The sequence below is a fragment of the Actinoplanes sp. NPDC026619 genome (genome assembly GCF_040638295.1).
In the GTDB taxonomy this organism is placed as follows: Bacteria; Actinomycetota; Actinomycetes; order Mycobacteriales; family Micromonosporaceae; genus Actinoplanes.
Genome location: NZ_JBEZYA010000008.1, coordinates 19,051 through 35,785 on the forward strand (window position 1 = coordinate 19,051; position 16,735 = coordinate 35,785).

At 68.9% G+C, this 16,735-nt stretch carries 18 protein-coding genes; 7 read left to right on the top strand and 11 right to left on the bottom strand.

What is annotated here, in order from left to right; all coding sequences use genetic code 11:
* Nucleotides 1-180: 180 nt before the first annotated feature.
* The gene (locus AB0E90_RS18845) at nucleotides 181-471 is read left to right on the top strand and encodes a chorismate mutase (RefSeq protein WP_360406662.1); all 291 of its coding nucleotides are present in this window, start codon (nucleotides 181-183) and stop codon (nucleotides 469-471) included.
* Nucleotides 472-473: 2 nt separating this feature from the next.
* Here AB0E90_RS18845 and AB0E90_RS18850 read toward each other — a convergent pair whose 3' ends face one another.
* Entirely contained in the window at nucleotides 474-743 is a 270-nt protein-coding gene (locus AB0E90_RS18850; protein WP_360406665.1) for a hypothetical protein, read from the bottom strand.
* A gap of 406 nt (nucleotides 744-1,149) precedes the next feature.
* On the opposite strand from AB0E90_RS18850, the gene AB0E90_RS18855 reads away from it, so the two are divergent.
* Both AB0E90_RS18855 and AB0E90_RS18860 read left to right on the top strand, forming a co-directional pair.
* On the top strand, nucleotides 1,150-1,986 hold the full coding sequence (locus AB0E90_RS18855; RefSeq protein WP_360406668.1) for a helix-turn-helix transcriptional regulator: 837 nt from the start codon (nucleotides 1,150-1,152) through the stop codon (nucleotides 1,984-1,986).
* Nucleotides 1,987-2,002: 16 nt separating this feature from the next.
* Nucleotides 2,003-2,209 (top strand): DUF397 domain-containing protein, encoded by a 207-nt coding sequence (locus AB0E90_RS18860; protein WP_360406671.1) that lies wholly within the window; start codon nucleotides 2,003-2,005, stop codon nucleotides 2,207-2,209.
* A gap of 97 nt (nucleotides 2,210-2,306) precedes the next feature.
* Here AB0E90_RS18860 and AB0E90_RS18865 read toward each other — a convergent pair whose 3' ends face one another.
* The 7 genes from AB0E90_RS18865 to AB0E90_RS18895 all read right to left on the bottom strand — a co-directional run bounded on the left by AB0E90_RS18865 (nucleotide 2,307) and on the right by AB0E90_RS18895 (nucleotide 10,004).
* The gene (locus tag AB0E90_RS18865) at nucleotides 2,307-3,314 is read right to left on the bottom strand and encodes a dipeptide ABC transporter ATP-binding protein (protein ID WP_360407545.1); all 1,008 of its coding nucleotides are present in this window, start codon (nucleotides 3,312-3,314) and stop codon (nucleotides 2,307-2,309) included.
* A 1-nt stretch (nucleotide 3,315) separates the two neighbouring features.
* On the bottom strand, nucleotides 3,316-4,329 hold the full coding sequence (locus AB0E90_RS18870; RefSeq protein WP_360406674.1) for an ABC transporter ATP-binding protein: 1,014 nt from the start codon (nucleotides 4,327-4,329) through the stop codon (nucleotides 3,316-3,318).
* Nucleotides 4,330-4,334: 5 nt separating this feature from the next.
* A complete protein-coding gene (locus AB0E90_RS18875) occupies nucleotides 4,335-5,243 on the bottom strand; it encodes an ABC transporter permease (RefSeq protein ID WP_360406677.1) in 909 nt (302 codons plus the stop codon).
* The gene (locus tag AB0E90_RS18880; protein ID WP_360406680.1) at nucleotides 5,236-6,162 is read right to left on the bottom strand and encodes an ABC transporter permease; all 927 of its coding nucleotides are present in this window, start codon (nucleotides 6,160-6,162) and stop codon (nucleotides 5,236-5,238) included. Before AB0E90_RS18880 ends, AB0E90_RS18875 begins: the two co-directional genes overlap by 8 nt.
* A 75-nt stretch (nucleotides 6,163-6,237) precedes the next feature.
* Nucleotides 6,238-7,872 carry an ABC transporter substrate-binding protein gene (locus AB0E90_RS18885; RefSeq protein WP_360406683.1) on the bottom strand — a complete coding sequence of 545 codons (1,635 nt, stop codon included), beginning with the start codon at nucleotides 7,870-7,872 and terminating at the stop codon, nucleotides 6,238-6,240.
* Nucleotides 7,873-8,085: 213 nt separating this feature from the next.
* Nucleotides 8,086-8,748 (bottom strand): response regulator transcription factor, encoded by a 663-nt coding sequence (locus AB0E90_RS18890; RefSeq protein WP_360406686.1) that lies wholly within the window; start codon nucleotides 8,746-8,748, stop codon nucleotides 8,086-8,088.
* Nucleotides 8,745-10,004: a PspC domain-containing protein gene (locus AB0E90_RS18895; RefSeq protein WP_360407548.1), complete on the bottom strand. Its 1,260-nt coding sequence runs from the start codon at nucleotides 10,002-10,004 to the stop codon at nucleotides 8,745-8,747. The genes AB0E90_RS18890 and AB0E90_RS18895 overlap by 4 nt, the downstream gene beginning before the upstream one ends.
* Before the next feature lie 153 nt (nucleotides 10,005-10,157).
* Here AB0E90_RS18895 and AB0E90_RS18900 point away from each other — a divergent pair, with 153 nt between their 5' ends.
* The 3 genes from AB0E90_RS18900 to AB0E90_RS18910 are packed head-to-tail and all read left to right on the top strand — an operon-like array spanning nucleotide 10,158 to nucleotide 13,205.
* On the top strand, nucleotides 10,158-11,552 hold the full coding sequence (locus AB0E90_RS18900; protein ID WP_360406689.1) for a PspC domain-containing protein: 1,395 nt from the start codon (nucleotides 10,158-10,160) through the stop codon (nucleotides 11,550-11,552).
* On the top strand, nucleotides 11,549-11,908 hold the full coding sequence (locus AB0E90_RS18905; protein ID WP_360406692.1) for a phage holin family protein: 360 nt from the start codon (nucleotides 11,549-11,551) through the stop codon (nucleotides 11,906-11,908). Before AB0E90_RS18900 ends, AB0E90_RS18905 begins: the two co-directional genes overlap by 4 nt.
* A 52-nt stretch (nucleotides 11,909-11,960) precedes the next feature.
* Nucleotides 11,961-13,205, top strand: a complete 1,245-nt coding sequence (locus AB0E90_RS18910) for a phosphatidylserine decarboxylase (protein ID WP_360406695.1) — start codon at nucleotides 11,961-11,963, stop codon at nucleotides 13,203-13,205.
* A gap of 49 nt (nucleotides 13,206-13,254) precedes the next feature.
* Here AB0E90_RS18910 and AB0E90_RS18915 read toward each other — a convergent pair whose 3' ends face one another.
* The 3 genes from AB0E90_RS18915 to AB0E90_RS18925 form a co-directional block, all read right to left on the bottom strand.
* Entirely contained in the window at nucleotides 13,255-14,127 is an 873-nt protein-coding gene (locus AB0E90_RS18915; RefSeq protein WP_360407551.1) for a CDP-alcohol phosphatidyltransferase family protein, read from the bottom strand.
* Between the two features lie 267 nt (nucleotides 14,128-14,394).
* Nucleotides 14,395-15,291 carry an NUDIX domain-containing protein gene (locus tag AB0E90_RS18920; protein ID WP_360406698.1) on the bottom strand — a complete coding sequence of 299 codons (897 nt, stop codon included), beginning with the start codon at nucleotides 15,289-15,291 and terminating at the stop codon, nucleotides 14,395-14,397.
* Between the two features lie 4 nt (nucleotides 15,292-15,295).
* Nucleotides 15,296-16,246 carry an NUDIX domain-containing protein gene (locus AB0E90_RS18925; RefSeq protein WP_360406701.1) on the bottom strand — a complete coding sequence of 317 codons (951 nt, stop codon included), beginning with the start codon at nucleotides 16,244-16,246 and terminating at the stop codon, nucleotides 15,296-15,298.
* A 227-nt stretch (nucleotides 16,247-16,473) separates the two neighbouring features.
* Between AB0E90_RS18925 and AB0E90_RS18930 the strand changes: the two genes are divergently transcribed.
* Complete coding sequence (locus AB0E90_RS18930) at nucleotides 16,474-16,734, top strand: PspC domain-containing protein (protein ID WP_360406704.1); 261 nt, start codon at nucleotides 16,474-16,476, stop codon at nucleotides 16,732-16,734.
* Nucleotide 16,735 lies beyond the last annotated feature (1 nt).

The following is a 16,735-nucleotide window of genomic DNA, read 5'->3' on the forward strand; positions in this document are numbered from 1 at the left end:
CGGGGGCATACTCGGCTGCGTGATTCAGCGGGCACGATTTTTTTACTACGGCACCGGATGTCCGGCGGCCGTAGGCCTCGTCTGAACGACAGACCTACATCGAGCCCCGGGCCTCCCAGCCCGGGGCTTGATGCTGCCCGGGCCGGGCCGACCGGGGCGCAAGCACCCGAGGAGCACGATATGACCGCGGACGTGGCTGACCAGCCGACCGGTGCAGGCGAGACTCTGGCCGCCGAGGAGATCATCGCGATGCGCGAGCGCATCGACGAGATCGACCAGGCCATCATCGACCTGTGGCTGGAACGAGCCCGCATCTCCCAGGCCGTCGGCAAGACCCGCATGGCCAGCGGCGGCACCCGCCTGGTGCTCTCCCGCGAACGCGAGATCGTCGAGCGCTTCCGCGAGGCCCTCGGCCCCGACGGCACCCAGATCGCCCTGATGATCCTCCGAGCCGGCCGCGGTCCCCTCTAGGCTCAGAGCCCGTCGTCAGGCCACTCCGGCGAGTGTGGCCCCTCGTGCATGCTGGGCAGCCGGCAGCGGCCACCGCCCGCGATGAAGTAACCGCAGAAGACCCAGATCCGCCGGGTCGGCAGGCCCCCGGGAGAGATGAACGTTGCCTCGAACTCCAGCGTCGGCAGGTGCTCGATCGAGAGCACGAGCTGACGGACAAGGCGCTGGGCCTCGTCCGGGTCCTGCACGTCGAACGTCAAACTGAGGACGTACCCCAGCTCCCCGTCGCTCATCGGCCGGATTGCCTTTCATACACAGTGGGCAGTTCGTCGTCACCCCATGAGCGGGACAGAACTCCTGCGACTTCTTGAAGGACATCAGACCGGCCAGGAGCCGACCAGCAGTGACGCGATAACAGCACCCGCCAGGGTCACAGCGCCTCGCTCCTTCCGATGGTGAGCGGCGGAGCACCGGCGCAGTTCCTGGGGGCTTCGGCCGGCGCCCCGCCACTCCTCGACCCGATCCCCTCGATTCACAACGCGAGGCCCGGGGAGCTTCCGCACCGTGTGCGATCTTGAAAGCACGGTGCCTGTTACCCGGCCATAATGCTCGGGGCCGCCCCGATTGGCAACGCCCAGATCGGGATTCCCATTTCGGGTACGTTGCACTAGCCCTGCGAGGGGGCGGAGAATGCGTTGCGTGAATGCTGTGAGCCCAACGGTCCGGCGCCGCCGACTTGCTGCGGCGCTGCGACGACTCCGCGACCAGTCCGGCCGAACGATCGACGACGTGGCGAAGGAGGTCGGCATCTCGAAGTCGGCGCTCAGCCGCATCGAGAACGCGCAGGTGTCGATCTCCGTCCCCGCGGCGAGTTCCCTGCTCAGCACGTATGGCGTCGAGGGCGACGACTTCGAAGCTCTACTTCAGATTGCCAGGGAAGCCCGCAAGCGTGGGTGGTGGCAGAGCTACTCCGAGGTGCTGCCGGACTGGTTCGAGACATACGTGGGCCTCGAAGCCGAGGCGAGCGAAATCCGAACTTTCGAATCCCAGCTTGTTCCCGGCGTACTCCAGACACCCGACTACGCACGCGCCATCATCCGCGCGGAGCACCCCGAGGCTTCGACGGCAGAAGTCGACCGCCGCGTCGAACTGCGAATGAGACGCCAGGGCGCTGAGCACAGGCCGAAGCTCTGGGTGATTCTGGATCAGAGCGTGCTTATGCGCCCCGTCGGCGGCCCCAGCGTGATGCGCGAACAGCTCGAACGGCTGCAAGCGTCGGCAGAAACGCCGGGAGTGACCATCCAGGTGCTTCCCTTTGATGTCTGCGAGCACGGATCGATGGGAAGCTCCTTCTCGATCCTCTCGTTCCCCGAGCCCGGCGACTCGCCAGTGGTCTACATCGAGACACGGGCCGGTAGCCTCTACGTGGAGGGTGTACAGGCTCGCGAATACTCGGTCTTGTTCACCCATTTGACCGCATCCGGCCGTGACCAGCGGGCGTCGACCGCGCTCATTGCCGAGGCGGCAGGCACGTAGACGGAAGGACGAGCAGGTGGCGCAGGTCGAGGTCAGCGGGGTCTGGCGCAAGAGCACTCGCAGCAACGGTTCGGGAAACTGCGTTGAGGTCGGCCGGCTGACGGACGGCACCATCGGCGTCCGCGACTCGAAGGACCGCACCGGGCCGATCCTCAAGTTCACGCCCGCCGACTTCGCGGCCTTCATCAGCGGCGTCAAAGACGACGGCTTCCGCCCGGCCTGAGTGCCCACCTGGCCGTAGCGGGCGCACGGCCCGGTGTTGCAGTCAGCGCAAACTGACAACCCGGGCCGGTGTCGGGTATGCGTACTTCCAAATGGTTTTAGTAGCGGTGCAGTACGTCCCGGATCTCGGCGTAGTGGCAGGCGCTCGGGTGGGGGGCCCGCTGGCGGATCTGGAGCAGTGGCTCGTGGTCGGCGCAGTAGGGCTGGGCCTTCCAGCAGCGGGTGCGGAAGCGGCAACCCGACGGCGGGTTGGCCGGGGACGGCACGTCGCCCTCCAGGACGATGTGGTCGCGGTGGCCGCGCAGGCGCGGGTCCGGCACCGGGACCGCGGAGAGCAAGGCCTGGGTGTACGGGTGTGTGGGCTGCTCGTAGATGGCCATGTGGTAGCCGGTCTCGACGATTTTGCCGAGGTACATCACGGACACCCGGTCGGAGATGTGCCGGACCACCGACAGGTCGTGGGCGATGAAGATGTAGGACAGGCCCAGTTCGCGCTGCAGGCGTTCGAGCAGGTTGATCACCTGAGCCTGGATGGAGACGTCCAGGGCGGACACCGGCTCGTCGCAGACGAGGATCTCGGGGCGTAGCGCCAGGGCGCGCGCGATGCCGATGCGCTGGCGCTGGCCGCCGGAGAACTGGTGGGGGTAGCGGTTGATGTGGTCGGGGTTCAGCCCGACCAGATCGAGCAGCTCCTGGACCGCGCGTTCGCGGCCGGCGCGCGGGACGGCGTCGCGGTGGATCTCGAACGGCTCGCCGATGATGTCGCCGACCGTCATGCGCGGGTTCAGCGACGTGTACGGGTCCTGCATCACCATCTGGATGTTGCGGCGGGCCCGGCGCAGGGCGTGGCCGGAGAGGCGGGTCATGTCGTCGCCGCGCACCATGATCTCGCCGGCCGTCGGTTTCTCCAGGCCGACCAGGAGTTTCGCCAGTGTCGACTTGCCGCAGCCGGACTCGCCGACGATGCCGAGGGTCTCGCCGCGACGCAGTTGCAGGTCCACGCCGTCGACCGCGCGGACCGCGCCGATCTTCGACCTGAAGACGATGCCCTGGGTGATCGGGAAGTGTTTGACCAGGCCCCGGGCGTCGAGCACCAGATCGGACACGTCAGACACCGAGCACCTCCCGGATGAAGTGGCAGCGCGCGAAGCGGTGCGGGGCGATCTGATAGACCGGCGGCGACTGATCCGACCGGCAGATGTCGCGGGCATAGCCGCAGCGCGGATGGAACGAGCAACCCGCCGGGATGTCGGTCAGCGACGGCGGGAGGCCGCGGATCACGTTGAGCTGCCGGCCCTTGTGATCGAGACGCGGAATCGATTCCAAGAGCGCTTTGGTGTACGGGTGGGCAGGGCGCGCGTAGATGTCGTAGACCGGCGCCTCCTCGACGATCCGGCCGGCGTACATGACCGAGATCCGATCGGCGACATCCGCCACCACACCCATGTCGTGGGTGATCAGAATCAGACCCATGTTGCGCTGGTGCTGCAGCTCCGCGAGCAGGCCCATGATCTGCGCCTGGACGGTCACGTCGAGAGCCGTGGTCGGTTCGTCGGCGATCAGCACCTCGGGGTCGAGGGCCAGCGCCATCGCGATCATGACCCGCTGGCGCATGCCCCCGGAAAACTGGTGCGGATAGTCGTTGATCCGCTCCTTCGCCGCCGGGATGCGCACCTGATCGAGCAGCTCGATGGAGCGCTGCTTGGCGTCCTTCCGGGACATCCCGCGGTGCTTGCGGAACATCTCGGCCAACTGGAAGCCGACCGTGTAGACCGGGTTCAGGGCGGACAACGCGTCCTGGAAGATCATCGCGATGCGGTTGGCGCGGAAGCCGCGGCGCTCGTTCTCCGACAGTTTCAGCAGGTCGACGCCGCGGAAGAGGACCCGGCCGCCGGTGACGTGCGCGGGCGGCGTGTCGAGGATGCCCATCACCGCCTGGGCGGTGACCGATTTGCCGCAGCCGGACTCGCCGAGGATCGCGAGGGTCTCCCCCGGGTTGAGATAGAAGCTGGCGCCGTTCACGGCCCGGGCCACGCCGTCCCGGGTGCGGAACTCGACGCGCAGGTCGTCGACGTGCAGCAGGGGTGCGCGGGGATCGAGGCCGACGTTGATGTCTGTCACTCCGGTCACCGCAGCTTCGGGTCGAAGGCGTCGCGGACGGCGTCGCCGAGCATGATGAAGGCCAGCACGGTGGCGGCCAGGAACAGCGACGGCCAGATCAGCGGGCCGGCCGCGACCCGCACGTAACCGGTCGCCTCGGAGATCGCGATGCCCCAGCTGATCGCGTCGCCCTTGAGCCCGATGCCGAGGAACGACAGGGTCGCCTCGCTGGCGATGTTGATGCCGAGCAGGATCGTCAGCACCACGGTGAAGGACGCCATCGAGTTGGGCAGGATGTGCCGGAACAGCAGCCGGCTGTTGCTCGCCCCGAGCATTCGGGCCGCCGCCACGTAGTCCTGGTTCTTGGCCGTGAGCACCGAGGAGCGCATCACCCGGGCCGCGGTGGTCCAGCCCAGCACGCCGAGGGTGAACGTCACCGCGAAGACGCCGTTGCTCTCCGGGTTCGCCGAGAGCCGCTTGGCCAGCACGATCGCGCCGAGCAGCAGCGGCACGCCGAGCACGATGTCGATGAAGCGGGACAGGATCGCGTCGATCCAGCCACCGAAGAAGCCGGCCGAGAGCCCGACCGCGGCGCCGATGACGCCGGAGATCAGGGTGGCGAAGACGCCGACGACGATCGAGTAGCGAGCGCCGTAGACGGTCTTGGCGTAGACGTCGCAGCCCTGGAAGTCGTAGCCGAAGATGGCGCTGCCGCTCGCCCCGCGGTGCTGGCGGCTGAGCACGCAGGCACGCGGGTCGGCCGAGGTGAACAGCGACGGCCAGGCCGCCATCAGCAGGATCACCAGGATCAGCACCGACGCGATCCAGAAGATCTTGCTGCGGCGCAGGTCATGCCAGGCGTCGGAGGCCAGGCTGCGGGGCTTGCCGACGACCTTTTCCAGTACGGCCTGTTCGCTGACCGCGGAGTCACTCATAGCGGATCCTCGGATCGAGGGCGGCGTACAGCAGGTCCACCAGCAGGTTCACGACCAGGAAGACGATCACCAGCACGCTGACGAAGCCGACCACCAGCGGGCCGTCCTCGGTGCGGATGCCGCGGAAGAGGTTGAAGCCGACGCCGGGGATGTTGAACACCTTCTCGGTGACGATGGCGCCCGACATCAACGCGCCGAGGTCCACTCCGATCAGGGTGATCACCGGGATGAGCGAGTTGCGCAGCACGTGCACGCCGATCACCCTTGCCCGGGTGAGGCCTTTGGCCCGCGCCGTACGCACGTAGTCGGCCCGCAGGTTTTCGGCGACCGACGCCCGGGTCACCCGCAGTTCGGTGGCGACGACCAGGCTGGCCAGCACGATCGCGGGCAACAGCAGCTGCCACAGACTCGCGTCCTTGCCCGCCGTGACCGGGAACCAGCCGAGCTTGATGCCGAAGATCAGCTGGGCGAGCGGGGCCAGCACCACGATCGGCATGGCCAGCACGATCAGCGTGATGACCAGGGTCGCGTTGTCGAAGATGCTGCCGCGCCGGATGCCGGAGACGACGCCGGCCAGGATCGCGACGGCGGCCGCGATGACGATCGCCAGCAGCGACAGGCGCAGGGTGACCGGCCAGGCGTCGGCCAGCATGTCGGCGACCTTCCGGTTGGTCATCGACGTCCCGAAATCGCCGGTCAGCAGGCCCTTCATGTAGTACCAGTACTGCGCGAAGAAGTTGTCGTTCAGGTGGAACCGCTCGGTCAGAGCGGTGCGCTGGCTCGCGGTGATGGGTCGTTCGCCGACGAGCGCCTGGATCGGGTCGTCCTGCACCGCGAACATCAGGGCGTACACGATGAACGTGGCCCCGAAGAAGGTGAGGACCATCTGCAGCAGACGCCGCACGATGTAGCGGAGCATTCGGGTGGGCCTTTTGCCGAAGAAAGGTGGCGCCACGGGTTCGGCCGTGACGCCACCGCGTTTCGAGCGGCCAGGCTAGCTGGCCACTTCGATCTTGTATATGTCCACCTTCTGGAAGAGGTCCATGCTCACGTTCGTGACCTTCTCCGAGAAGCCGTACACGTTCTGGCCGAAGCGCAGCGGGAGAACCGGCATGTCGGTCGCCAGGATGTCCTCGGCGTCCTGCCACTTCTTCTGCGCCGCCTGCGTGGTGGCCGCGGCCGAGCCTTCGGCGACCAGACTGTCGAACGCCGTGTTGGTGTAGCCGTAGTAGTTCGACGACCCGTCCGTGGTGTAGAGCGGGGCGAGGTAGTTCTCCATGAGCGGGTAGTCCATCGCCCAGGCCAGCCGGATCATGCCGACCGACTTGTGCTCGCGCACCTTCTTGAGCAGGTCGGCCAGCTTCGGCTCCGGCGAACCGGTGCAGTTGACACCGAGCGACGCCTTGATCTGGTTGCACATCGCGTCGACCCAGGCCTTGTGGCCGCCGTCGGCGTTGTACGAGATCTTCAGATCCTTGGGGCCGTTGGCCTTCGTGTACAGATCCTTGGCCTCGGTCGGGTTGTACACGCAGTTGTCGCCGCAGGTGTTCGCCCGGTAACCGGCGACCACCGGCGAGACGAACGACGTGGCCGGAGTCTCCGAGCCCAGGAAGATCTGGTCGGTCATCTCCTCGCGGTTGATCGCCATGGAGATCGCCCGGCGGACATCCCGGTTCTGGTAGTCCTTGTCGTAGAGCGGGAAACCGACGAACGAGAACGCCGAGCTCTTGCTCTTCTGCAGGCGGGCGCCGAGGTCACCGGAGGCCGAGGCGAGGCTCTCGATCGGGATCTTCGTCTCGACGTCGAGGTTGCCGGCGATCAGGTCCGCGTACTGCGCGCCCAGGTCCTGGTAGATCTTCCAGGTGATGCCGTCGACCTTGGGGATGGTGCCCTTGAAGTCGGCGACCTTCTCCACCACGATCTTCGAGTCGTGCTCCCACTTGCCCTTCATCTTGAAGGGGCCGTTACCGATCGGGGCGTCGCCGAACCCGTCCGCCAGCACGCCGTCGGACTTGAACGCGGCCTTGGGCAGCGGATAGAACGAGTCGTTGCCCATCACCGACTCCCAGCCCGAGAAGCCGGCCGAGAGGGTCACCCGGAAGGTGAGGTCGTTGAGCTTCGCGAGCCCGGTCAGCTTCTTGGCCTTCGGCTCCGAGGCCTTGTCCGGGCCGGAGCCGTCCGGGTCGATCGACTGCATCTGCGCGTAGCCGTCGATCCGGCTGAAGAAGTACGACGCGAGTTGAGCGTTCGGCCCGTAGGCGCCGTAATTCCAGGCGTTGATGTAGTTGTCGGCGGTGACCGGCTCGCCGTTGCTGAAGGTGAAGCCGGAACGCAGCTTGATCGTCCAGACCTTGTTGGCCTTGTCGTGCGTGATCGACTCAGCAGCCACCGTGTAGGGGTTGCTGTTGTCGTCGAACCGGATGAGCGGATAGAAAATCGACGCCAGCACGGACGAGCCGTTCGCCTCCGTCGTGTTCGACGGAACCAGGCTGTCCGGCTCGACGATCCCGATGCTGATGGTGTTCGGCAGGGTCTCGTCGTCGTCCGAGGAGCCGCCGGAGCAGCCGCCCGCCAACAAGGCGATGGCGGCCACACCGGCCGCCATCTTCCATGGGCCATTCCCACGCATGTGGAGGATGCCTCCTTCGTCGGCTCACGGGGGTCTGTGAGCCCGAGCAACTGTGACACAGCGATACCGAACGCCGGTGCCCTGTTACCAAGCCGATACTAGCGACGGCCAGGATACGGCTTACCGGCGGACGCCGTCCACAGCGCCTTGACCTGCAAATATGTCACTCGGTGTGCGATCTACGACGCACCGCAGCGACGAAGTTGGCAGAAGTCAGACAAGCCGCCGGTCGGCCGCCCATCGTGACAATTCGTAACGGTTGCTCATCTGAAGCTTGCGCAGAACGTTGGAGACGTGGGTCTCCACCGTCTTGATCGAGATGAACAGCTCCTTGGCGATCTCCTTGTACGCATAACCCCGCGCGAGCAGGCGCAACACCTCGCGCTCGCGGTTGGTGAGCTGGTCGAGCTCGGGGTCGGCGACCGGCACGTCCGGACGGGAGGCGAAAGCGTCCAGCACGAAGCCGGCCAGCCGCGGGCTGAACACCGCATCGCCGTCGGCCACCCGCCGGATCGCGGCGGCCAACTCGTCCGGCGAGATGGTCTTGGTTACATAGCCCCGCGCGCCGGCCCGGATGAGGCCGATCACGTCCTCGGCCGCGTCGGAGACGGACAGCGCCAGGAAACGGACCTGCGGGTGGGAACGGCGCATCGCGTCCAGAACCGCGCGCCCGCCGCCGTCGGGCATGTGCACGTCGAGCAGCACCACGTCCGGCTCGATCGTGGCGATCTTGCTGACCGCCTCGGCCACCGTGCTCGCCTCACCCACCACGTCGACGTGGACGCCCAGCTCGGCGCGCACCCCGGCGCGGAACATCGCGTGGTCGTCGACCAGGAAGACCCGCAGACGGCCGACCTCGGCCTCGGTCTCGCTCATCGTGCGGACTCCTTTCCTGCGGTCATGCTTTCTCGGGTCACGGACAACATGAGGCGGACCTCAGTGCCCTCGCCGGGCGTACTGCGGATCTCGGCACGCCCGCCGTGTCGTTTCATACGCCCGATGATCGACCCTCGGACTCCGTGGCGCGACTCCTCCACGCTATCGATGTCGAACCCCGCTCCGCGATCACGCACGAACACGCTCAACTCGTCCGCCTCGACCTCGGCGTAGAGCGAGACGGTCTGCACCCCGGCGTGCCGGGCCGCGTTGACCAGGGCCTCGCGGGCCGCCGCGACGAGCGCAGCCACCCGCTCGTCGCACTGGGTGTCGCCGACCACGACGGTCTCGACACTGATCGCATAGGTGTCTTCGACCTCGGCGGCGGCCTGCTCGAGAGCCGCGGCGAACCGCTCGGTCGGCGAGGCGGTCGGTTTGTAGAGCCAGTTGCGCAAGCTTCGCTCCTGGCCGCGGGCCAGCCGCTGCACCTCTTTGATGTCGGCCGAGTTGCGCTGGATCAGCGCCAGCGTGTGCAGCACCTGATCGTGGATCATGGCGGCCACCTCGGCGCGCTCCTGCTCCCGGATGCGGCCCTCGCGCTCGGTGCGCAGCTGGTTGAACATGCGGTAGAGCAATGGGGCGGCGACCACGCCGACACCGAGCAGGCCGACCAGCGCGAAGATCACGCCGTTGAACACCGAGCCGAGCGAGCCGGCCGGGGCGTAGACCGCGACCACGCCGATGATGCCGGTGGCCACCAGCACGCCGCCGCCGATGAAACGGAGCAGGAAGAACCGGCGGTCGCTTTCCGCCACCACGGCGGCCAGCCAGGGCGTCTGCGGCAGGTTGCCGGCCAGCTGGCCGCGGCGGGACGGGTCGGACTGGTGCCAGATGATGCCGGCGCCGACCGCGACCACCGCGATCAGCCAGCCGACCGTGCCGGCCACGCTGTCCTTGAAGACCAGTGCCTGCAGCAGCACCACGCCGAGACCGATCGCCGCAAATGGCAGCAACATCGCCAGGTCGCGTCGCGGCGGCGCGTCGGCGGTGGGAATCTGTTGCGGCAGGACCGCCCAGAAGGCCGCATAAAGCAACAGGCCCAGGCCGCTGAAGCCGAGGAGGACGACGAGCGCGATGCGAACCGCCAGCAGCGGGACACCCAGATGCTCGGCGAGACCGGACGCGACGCCGGCAATGATCCGGTGGTCACGTGGCCGGTACAGCCGGCGGGTGGGTGCGTTGACCGCGGTGCTGATGGCTCCTCCTAAGTTCGGTCCTCCGATCGTCACACGTTCGGCGGTCCCGGGCCACGGGGTAAGACCCCCGGTATCGGGCCGTCCGGATCTCAGGGTGGCCTCAGGGTCGGCTCCGGAAGCGACTAGGGCGCCTTCGAAGACAGGATCGATGGCATGACCGACGACCCCATCAACTCCGCCGCCTCCGCCGCGTCGTCGGATTCCGCCTCGGCGCCGACGACGGAGCAGACCCCACCGACCACCACCGGGCCCGCCTTCTCCCGCGAGCACCTCGTCCGCCCCCGCCAGGGCCGATATGTTGCCGGCGTCTGCGCGGCGATGGCCCGGGCCACCAACACCGACCCGGTCCTCTGGCGGGTGCTGGTCGCCGTGCTCGGCGTCCTGAGCGGTGTCGGCGTCCTTCTTTATCTGATCGGCTGGCTGATCATCCCGGCTGAGGGCGACACCGCCTCACCGATCGAGTCGCTGCTCGGCCGGGGCCGCTCCGGCATGGCGCCGCTGTCGGTCGTGCTGCTCGGCGCGGCCGCGGTGATCTCGTTCGGGTTCATCGTCAACGACGGGATGCGGGCCAGCCTGCTGGCCGCCGCGGTGATCCTCGGCGCGGTCCTGCTGATCAAACGGGGAAACGGCGGCACGCCCGCGACGTTTCCCCCGCCCCCGCCGGCCGCTGAGCCGCCGGTCGGCTTCCCGACCAGCAGCTTCCCGACGGCAGAGCAGCCCGTTGCGGCGTACGCTCCGGCCGGCTTCGCATCTTCGGCGACCACGGCCGCACCGGCCACGGAACCGGTGACCGAGCCGCCGCTGCCCCCGCGACCGCCGTTCTCGCCGCCGCCCAGCGGTTACCGCCCGCCGTTCGCCCCGCACGGCCCCTGGGCCGGCCCCACGCAGCACCACCAGGGCCACCCGCTGCAGCAGCCCCGCCCGCCCAAGCCGCCGAAACCGCCGCGTGAGCGCTCCAAGCTCGGCCGCCTCACCTTCTTCGCGGTGATCGTGGTGATCGGCACGATGGCCGCGATCGACACGGCCGGCGCGAGCATCGCGGTCTCCGCCTACTTCGCGGCCGCCCTGATCACGATCGCCCTCGGCCTGATCGTGGGCGCCTGGTTCGGCCGGGCCCGCGGCCTGATCGCCCTGGCCGTCCTGACCTCGATCGGCCTGTTCGTCTCGAACGGCGTCGAGCGCTGGGGCGGCGACGTCGGCAACAGCGTCTACCGCCCGGAAACGGTGGCGGCGGTCGCCGACCGGTATGACTTCACCGCCGGCAACGCCACGCTCGACCTGCGCGCCATCGACTTCAAAGACCAGAGCCAACTCATCACGATGACCATGAAGGTGGGTCAGATGCGGGTCCTGCTCCCGCCGAACGTCGACACCGTCGCCGACGTCAAGATCGACGGTGGCCGAGCGGTGCTCTTCGGGCACGAATTCACCGGCGACCGCAACGACACCACGCAGACGGTCACCGATCTGGGCTCCGACGGCACCGGCGGCGGCACCCTCAAGCTCGATCTTCAGATGGACACGGGCAACGTGGAGGTGCTCCGATGAAGCCGCATCGCACCGATGGAGTCTCGCTGAGCTTCGGCCTGATCTTCCTGCTGGTCGCGCTCTGGTGGGCGCTGTCGCGGATGATGACCATCCACCTGCCGGCGGTCGGCTGGATGGTGGCCGGCGGCCTGATCATGTTCGGGGTGATCGGCCTGCTCGGCGCCATCCGCACCGGCCGGCGCACCCCGCCCGTCCAGGCCACCGCGACCGTCGAGCCGCAGCCGGCCGAGCCCGCCATCCCGGGTGATCTGCCGCCCGAGATGCACGCCTCGATCGTCCAGGAACTGCTCGACGACCCGGCCGAGCGCTTCCGGAAGGAACATCCGGATCAGGCCGACCAACCGCGCAGCAACTGATGCAGCCGCCCGTGAGCAGACCGCTCACGGGCGGCGCAATATGCTCGGCCCCATGACCTCGTACCCCGCCGTCTCCAAGGCACCCATCGTCGGCATCGGGAGCATCGCTGCCCGCGCGCTCACCGCGGAGTTCGCCCGGCACAACGCGGCCACGTCCGCGCTGGTGGTCGGCGCCGACCACGCGTCGCTCGTGGTGGCCGCCGCGGTCGAGGCGCTGCTCCCCGGCGACACGCTCACCCTGGTGGCCGGCGAGCGCAGCACCGCCGAACTGCTCCGCGACCACATCACCGGGCTGGGCGGCTGGATCGCCGATCGGGTGAAGGTGGTGGACGCGCTCGACGAGGCGCAGCCCGCCGACGTGGTGATCGTGGGCGAGCCGATCACCGGCACCGCGCAGGAGGTCCGCGGCCTGCTCGATCAACTCGGCAAATACCTGACCGACGGTGCGGTGGTCACGCTGGCCACCCCGGCGACGCCCGGCCGCACCGGCGGCGCCGCCGCCGAGCTGTTCCGGCAGGGCGCGCTCTTCGGGGTCGGCACCGAGCTGGTGGTGCGCAACTCGCCGCCGCTGCGCGTGCACAAGCTGCGGTTCACCCCGGCCGACACGAAGGTGGCGGCCACGCTCGCCCCGGCATACCGCCCGTCCAGCGTGCCGGTCACCCGCGGCATGCACATCGACTCCAACGGGGTGGCCGCGGCCGGCATCGCGCTCGGGCTGGCCGCGCTGGCCCGCACCACCCGCCCCAAGTCGAAGCTGTGGCTCCTGCCCGCGCTGGCCGCGGCGCCGGTGGCGGCGTTCTTCCGCGACCCCGAGCGGGACGTGCCGACCGACCCGGCCGCGGTCGTGTCGTCGGCCGACGGGCGGGTGCTGTCGGTCGAGCGGATGACCGACGAGCGGTTCGGGCCGGGCGAGTTCCTGCGGATCGCGGTGTTCCTGTCGGTGCTCGACGTGCACGTCAACCGGGTGCCGGTGGCCGGCCGGGTGACCGACTACTTCGTCGAGGACGGCGGCTACGCGAACGCGATGACCGCGGCGGCCGAGCACAACGTGGCGGCGTACACGGTGCTGGACACCGAGCACGGCACGGTCGTGGTCGCCCAGCGCACCGGGCTGATCGCCCGCCGGATCGTGCAGCGGGTGCCGGTCGGCACGCTGGTCGCCCGGGGCGAGCGGATGGGCCTGATCCGCTTCGGCTCCCGCACCGACGTCTACCTGCCGGTCGACCAGGCCGACCCGCTGGTCGCGGTCAACGAGAAGGTTATCGGCGGCTCGACCGTGATCGCCCGCTGGCGCTGAGCGCATAAAAATGGGCCGCCCCGAGGGGCGGCCCATTTTGCTTAGAGGATCAGGCGCGGCGGGCGCGGGCCCAGAGCACCGGGCCGCTCAGCAGGTAGGCCAGGACGACCACGGCGAACGTCAGCCGCGGGTCGACCAGGACACCGACCACCGGCAGCAGCCACATCCACGGGGGCAGGCGCAGCAGGCGGGCCAGCTTTGCGTACGGAAAGCTGGACACCATCGAGAACGCCAGCAGCGCCACGCCGCCCAGCAGGGCCAGGCCCGGCACCGGCAGGTCGATCAGCACGGTCACGGCCAGCACCGCGGCCGCCATCGTGGTGGGCACGCCGCAGAAGAACTTGCCGTCCTTGGGCGAGACGTTGAAGCGGGCCAGCCGGATCGCGGCGCAGCCGGCCACCAGCACGCAGGCCACGGCCGCGACCGCGGTGGGCACGGTGTGCGCGAGCGAGGCGTAGACCACCACGGGAGCGGCCAGGCCGAACGAGCACATGTCGGCCAGCGAGTCCATCTGCGCGCCGAACGGGCTGGACACCCCGAGCTTGCGGGCCAGCGCGCCGTCCAGGCCGTCGAACGCCACGCACGCGACCAGGCAGGCGGCGGCCGGGCGGATGTCGCCCGACATGGCCAGGAAGATCGCGAACAGGCCCAGCGCCAGGCTGGCCAGGGTGCACGAGTTGACCAGGGCGAACCGCAGGCGGCGCGCGGTGGTCTGCTCGCCGGGCAGCAGCGAGGTCTCCTCGGCCACCACGACCGGGGCAGTGATCACATGTGAGACGACCGGACGGGGTGCGGGCGCGGGCTCGTGCCCCGTGTAGATCACCTCGGCCCGGGTGGCAGTAGCTGCCCGCCCGGACTCGCCGGTTCGGCGGCCCACGCGCACCAGCAGAGCCTGCCGTGCGATGGTGCCACTGCGGCGCAGACGGCCTGCCCAACGGCGTCCGGCGGGACGGGGACTATCCGTCGTACGTCGCCGGCGCCAAGGGGTTCTCGGCACGTGTGTCTCCTCCATGGATCGGTATGCCCACCTGCACTGTTGCGGTGGGTGGTAGCCCCGTCGCCCGCCGCACACGCGTCCGTCCGATGCGCGGGGGTTACACGATTGCACAGCCGCGCAGCCTTGGCGAGAGGCCGACCGGCGGCCTTTGTTACGAGCGGGCGGCGGGACCAGACGTCCCGTGTGACGATTTTAACTCGCTCGTTCCCGGTCAATTTGCTCAATGGCTTCACGGGCCAACTCGCTCAGCGGGAGCCGCTCGGTCTGGGCCCGCGTGAACCAGCCTGCCTCGGCGGTGGATCCGCCGGCTGCCTCGGTCACTATCGGCTCTGTCGGCAGGTCGACCTGGACCCTGAACATCGCCCGGATGACGTGCCAGTCGATCGGCACCCGTTCCGGTCCAACGGCCGACGGATCATATCGGGACGAAATGGCCAGCAGCCTGGTCACCCGGCCGTGTTGCGAGGTCTCCTCGACCAGCTCACGGGCCAGCGCCTGCTCCGGGGTCTCGCCGTGATCGGTGCCGCCGCCGGCCAGGTGCCAGTTGCCGGCGCCCGGGTATCCCGGGGCGATCCGGGCCAGCAGGATTCGCCCGTCCGGGTCGGTTGCCGCCGCGTACGCCCCGAAGCGCTGCACCCGGACCGGCCGGGCCAGCTCCTCATCCGATTTGTCGGAAAGAGCAGGGAAATCAGCGGGAAGTCCGAGTTGATCGGCGGTGAAGGCCATCAGCGGGACCGTCGACGGGTCGACCCAGGCGACCTGGTCGGTCGTGCCGCCGACCTCGGCGGTCAACGAGCCGCCCACGACCGTCACGTCGTAGAGGATCCGGTCGGTGTGCTCGAGATGGCCGTTGGGCAGTCGGAACACGTCGGCGGTCACGGCGCGGAGGCCGGCCCGCCGAACAGACAGACCGGTCTCCTCAAAAAACTCGCGGATCACCGCGTCATCGGGATGTTCGCCCTGCTCGACACCGCCGCCGGGCAGCGTCCACAGGCCGGGGAACTCGCTCGCGGCCGAATTCCGGGCAAGCAGCACTCGCCCGGAATCGTCGCGGCACACCCCGTACGCCCCGACCCGTCTGATCTTCACCTAACTAGGTTAGCCGCGCCTTTTGCAGTGCTTCGGCGGTCACCTCGGTGAGTTCCGACTCAGCCAGCCGGCGCACGTCGGGCAGCGGCATCCACATCGCCTCGGAGGTCGACCCGCCGACGTCCTTGACGATCACGTCGGTCGGATCGTCGACGATCACCCGATAGAAGGCGCGCACGCCGTGCCAGTCGATCGGGTAGCCCTCCGGGCCGAGCGAGGCCGCGTCGCGATGGCTGGCCACGCCGAGCAGCTCGATCAGCCGGCCCTCCTGGCCGGTCTCCTCGACCAGCTCGCGGATCAGCGCGGTGCCGGGCTGTTCGCCGTAGTCGGTGCCGCCACCGGGCAGGTGCCAGCAGCCCTCGCCGGGGTAGCCGCGAGCGATCCGGGTGAGCAGCACGTGGGTCTGGTCCGCGTCGGTGGCGATCGCGTACGCCGCGAAGCGCTGCGCCCGGTGCAGGCCGTCCGGGCCCTCGTAGGCGTAGAAGGACGGGAAGGTGGGCGCCACGTCGGGGCGCAGGTCGGGCGAGGCCGCGCTCAGCCCGAGAGCGTCCGCCGCGAACGGGCGGATCTTGAGCTTCTCCGCCTCCTCCAGCGTGAACCATCGGGCCAGGTCGGTGTTGTGGCCGACCCGATCGACGAGGTTGCCACCGCGGATCGACACGGTGTAGATCAGGCGGTCGGTGTGGATGGTGACACCACGATGCGGCAATGAGCGCATGTCGGCCAGCACGTTGCGCAGGCCGCTGACGGCGACGCTCAGGCCGGTCTCGGCCGCGGTTTCGCGGACGACGGTGTGGTTGGGGTCTTCACCATGATCGACTGCGCCGCCGGGGAGCGACCAGACGCCGGGGGTGCCGGAGCGGCTCGACGCTCGGACGAGCAGCACACGGCCGTCGTCGTCGGTAGCGACGGCATACGCGGCGATTCGCCGAAGTGGTTCCAGTGCGGGGGTCACGGGCCGCAATTCTGCCCGGTTTATGTTACCTAGAGAAAACGTCTGTCGTATTCCTGACAGTGTGGTGGCGCTGCGTAACCGCAGATCAGAGCGTTGTTGCCCACTCGGAGCTTCCGGGCGGTTACCCGTAGTGTCGGGAATTTCCGATCTTGTTGGGGCCCGATCTCAGGGTTCAAATAGGGGCTGTCACCGAGGTTGCCGGGCCGGGACGAAGCCAGCATGGAGACATGACTGACGCACCCTATCGCCGCCTTCTCCGCCCGCTGGACGACCGCGTCATCGCCGGCGTCTGCAGCGGCATCGGCCGTTACTTCGGCGTCGACCCGGTGCTGATCCGGGTCGCCTTCGCCATCTTCGCCGCCGTCACGTGGGGCGTGGCCCTGCTGGCCTACCCGGTGATGTGGTTCATCATCCCGGAGGAGCCGGCGCCCACCCCGCCACCGTGGCGCGACCCGGCCGACCCGAGCTGGGGCCGGCCGGTCAGTTGAG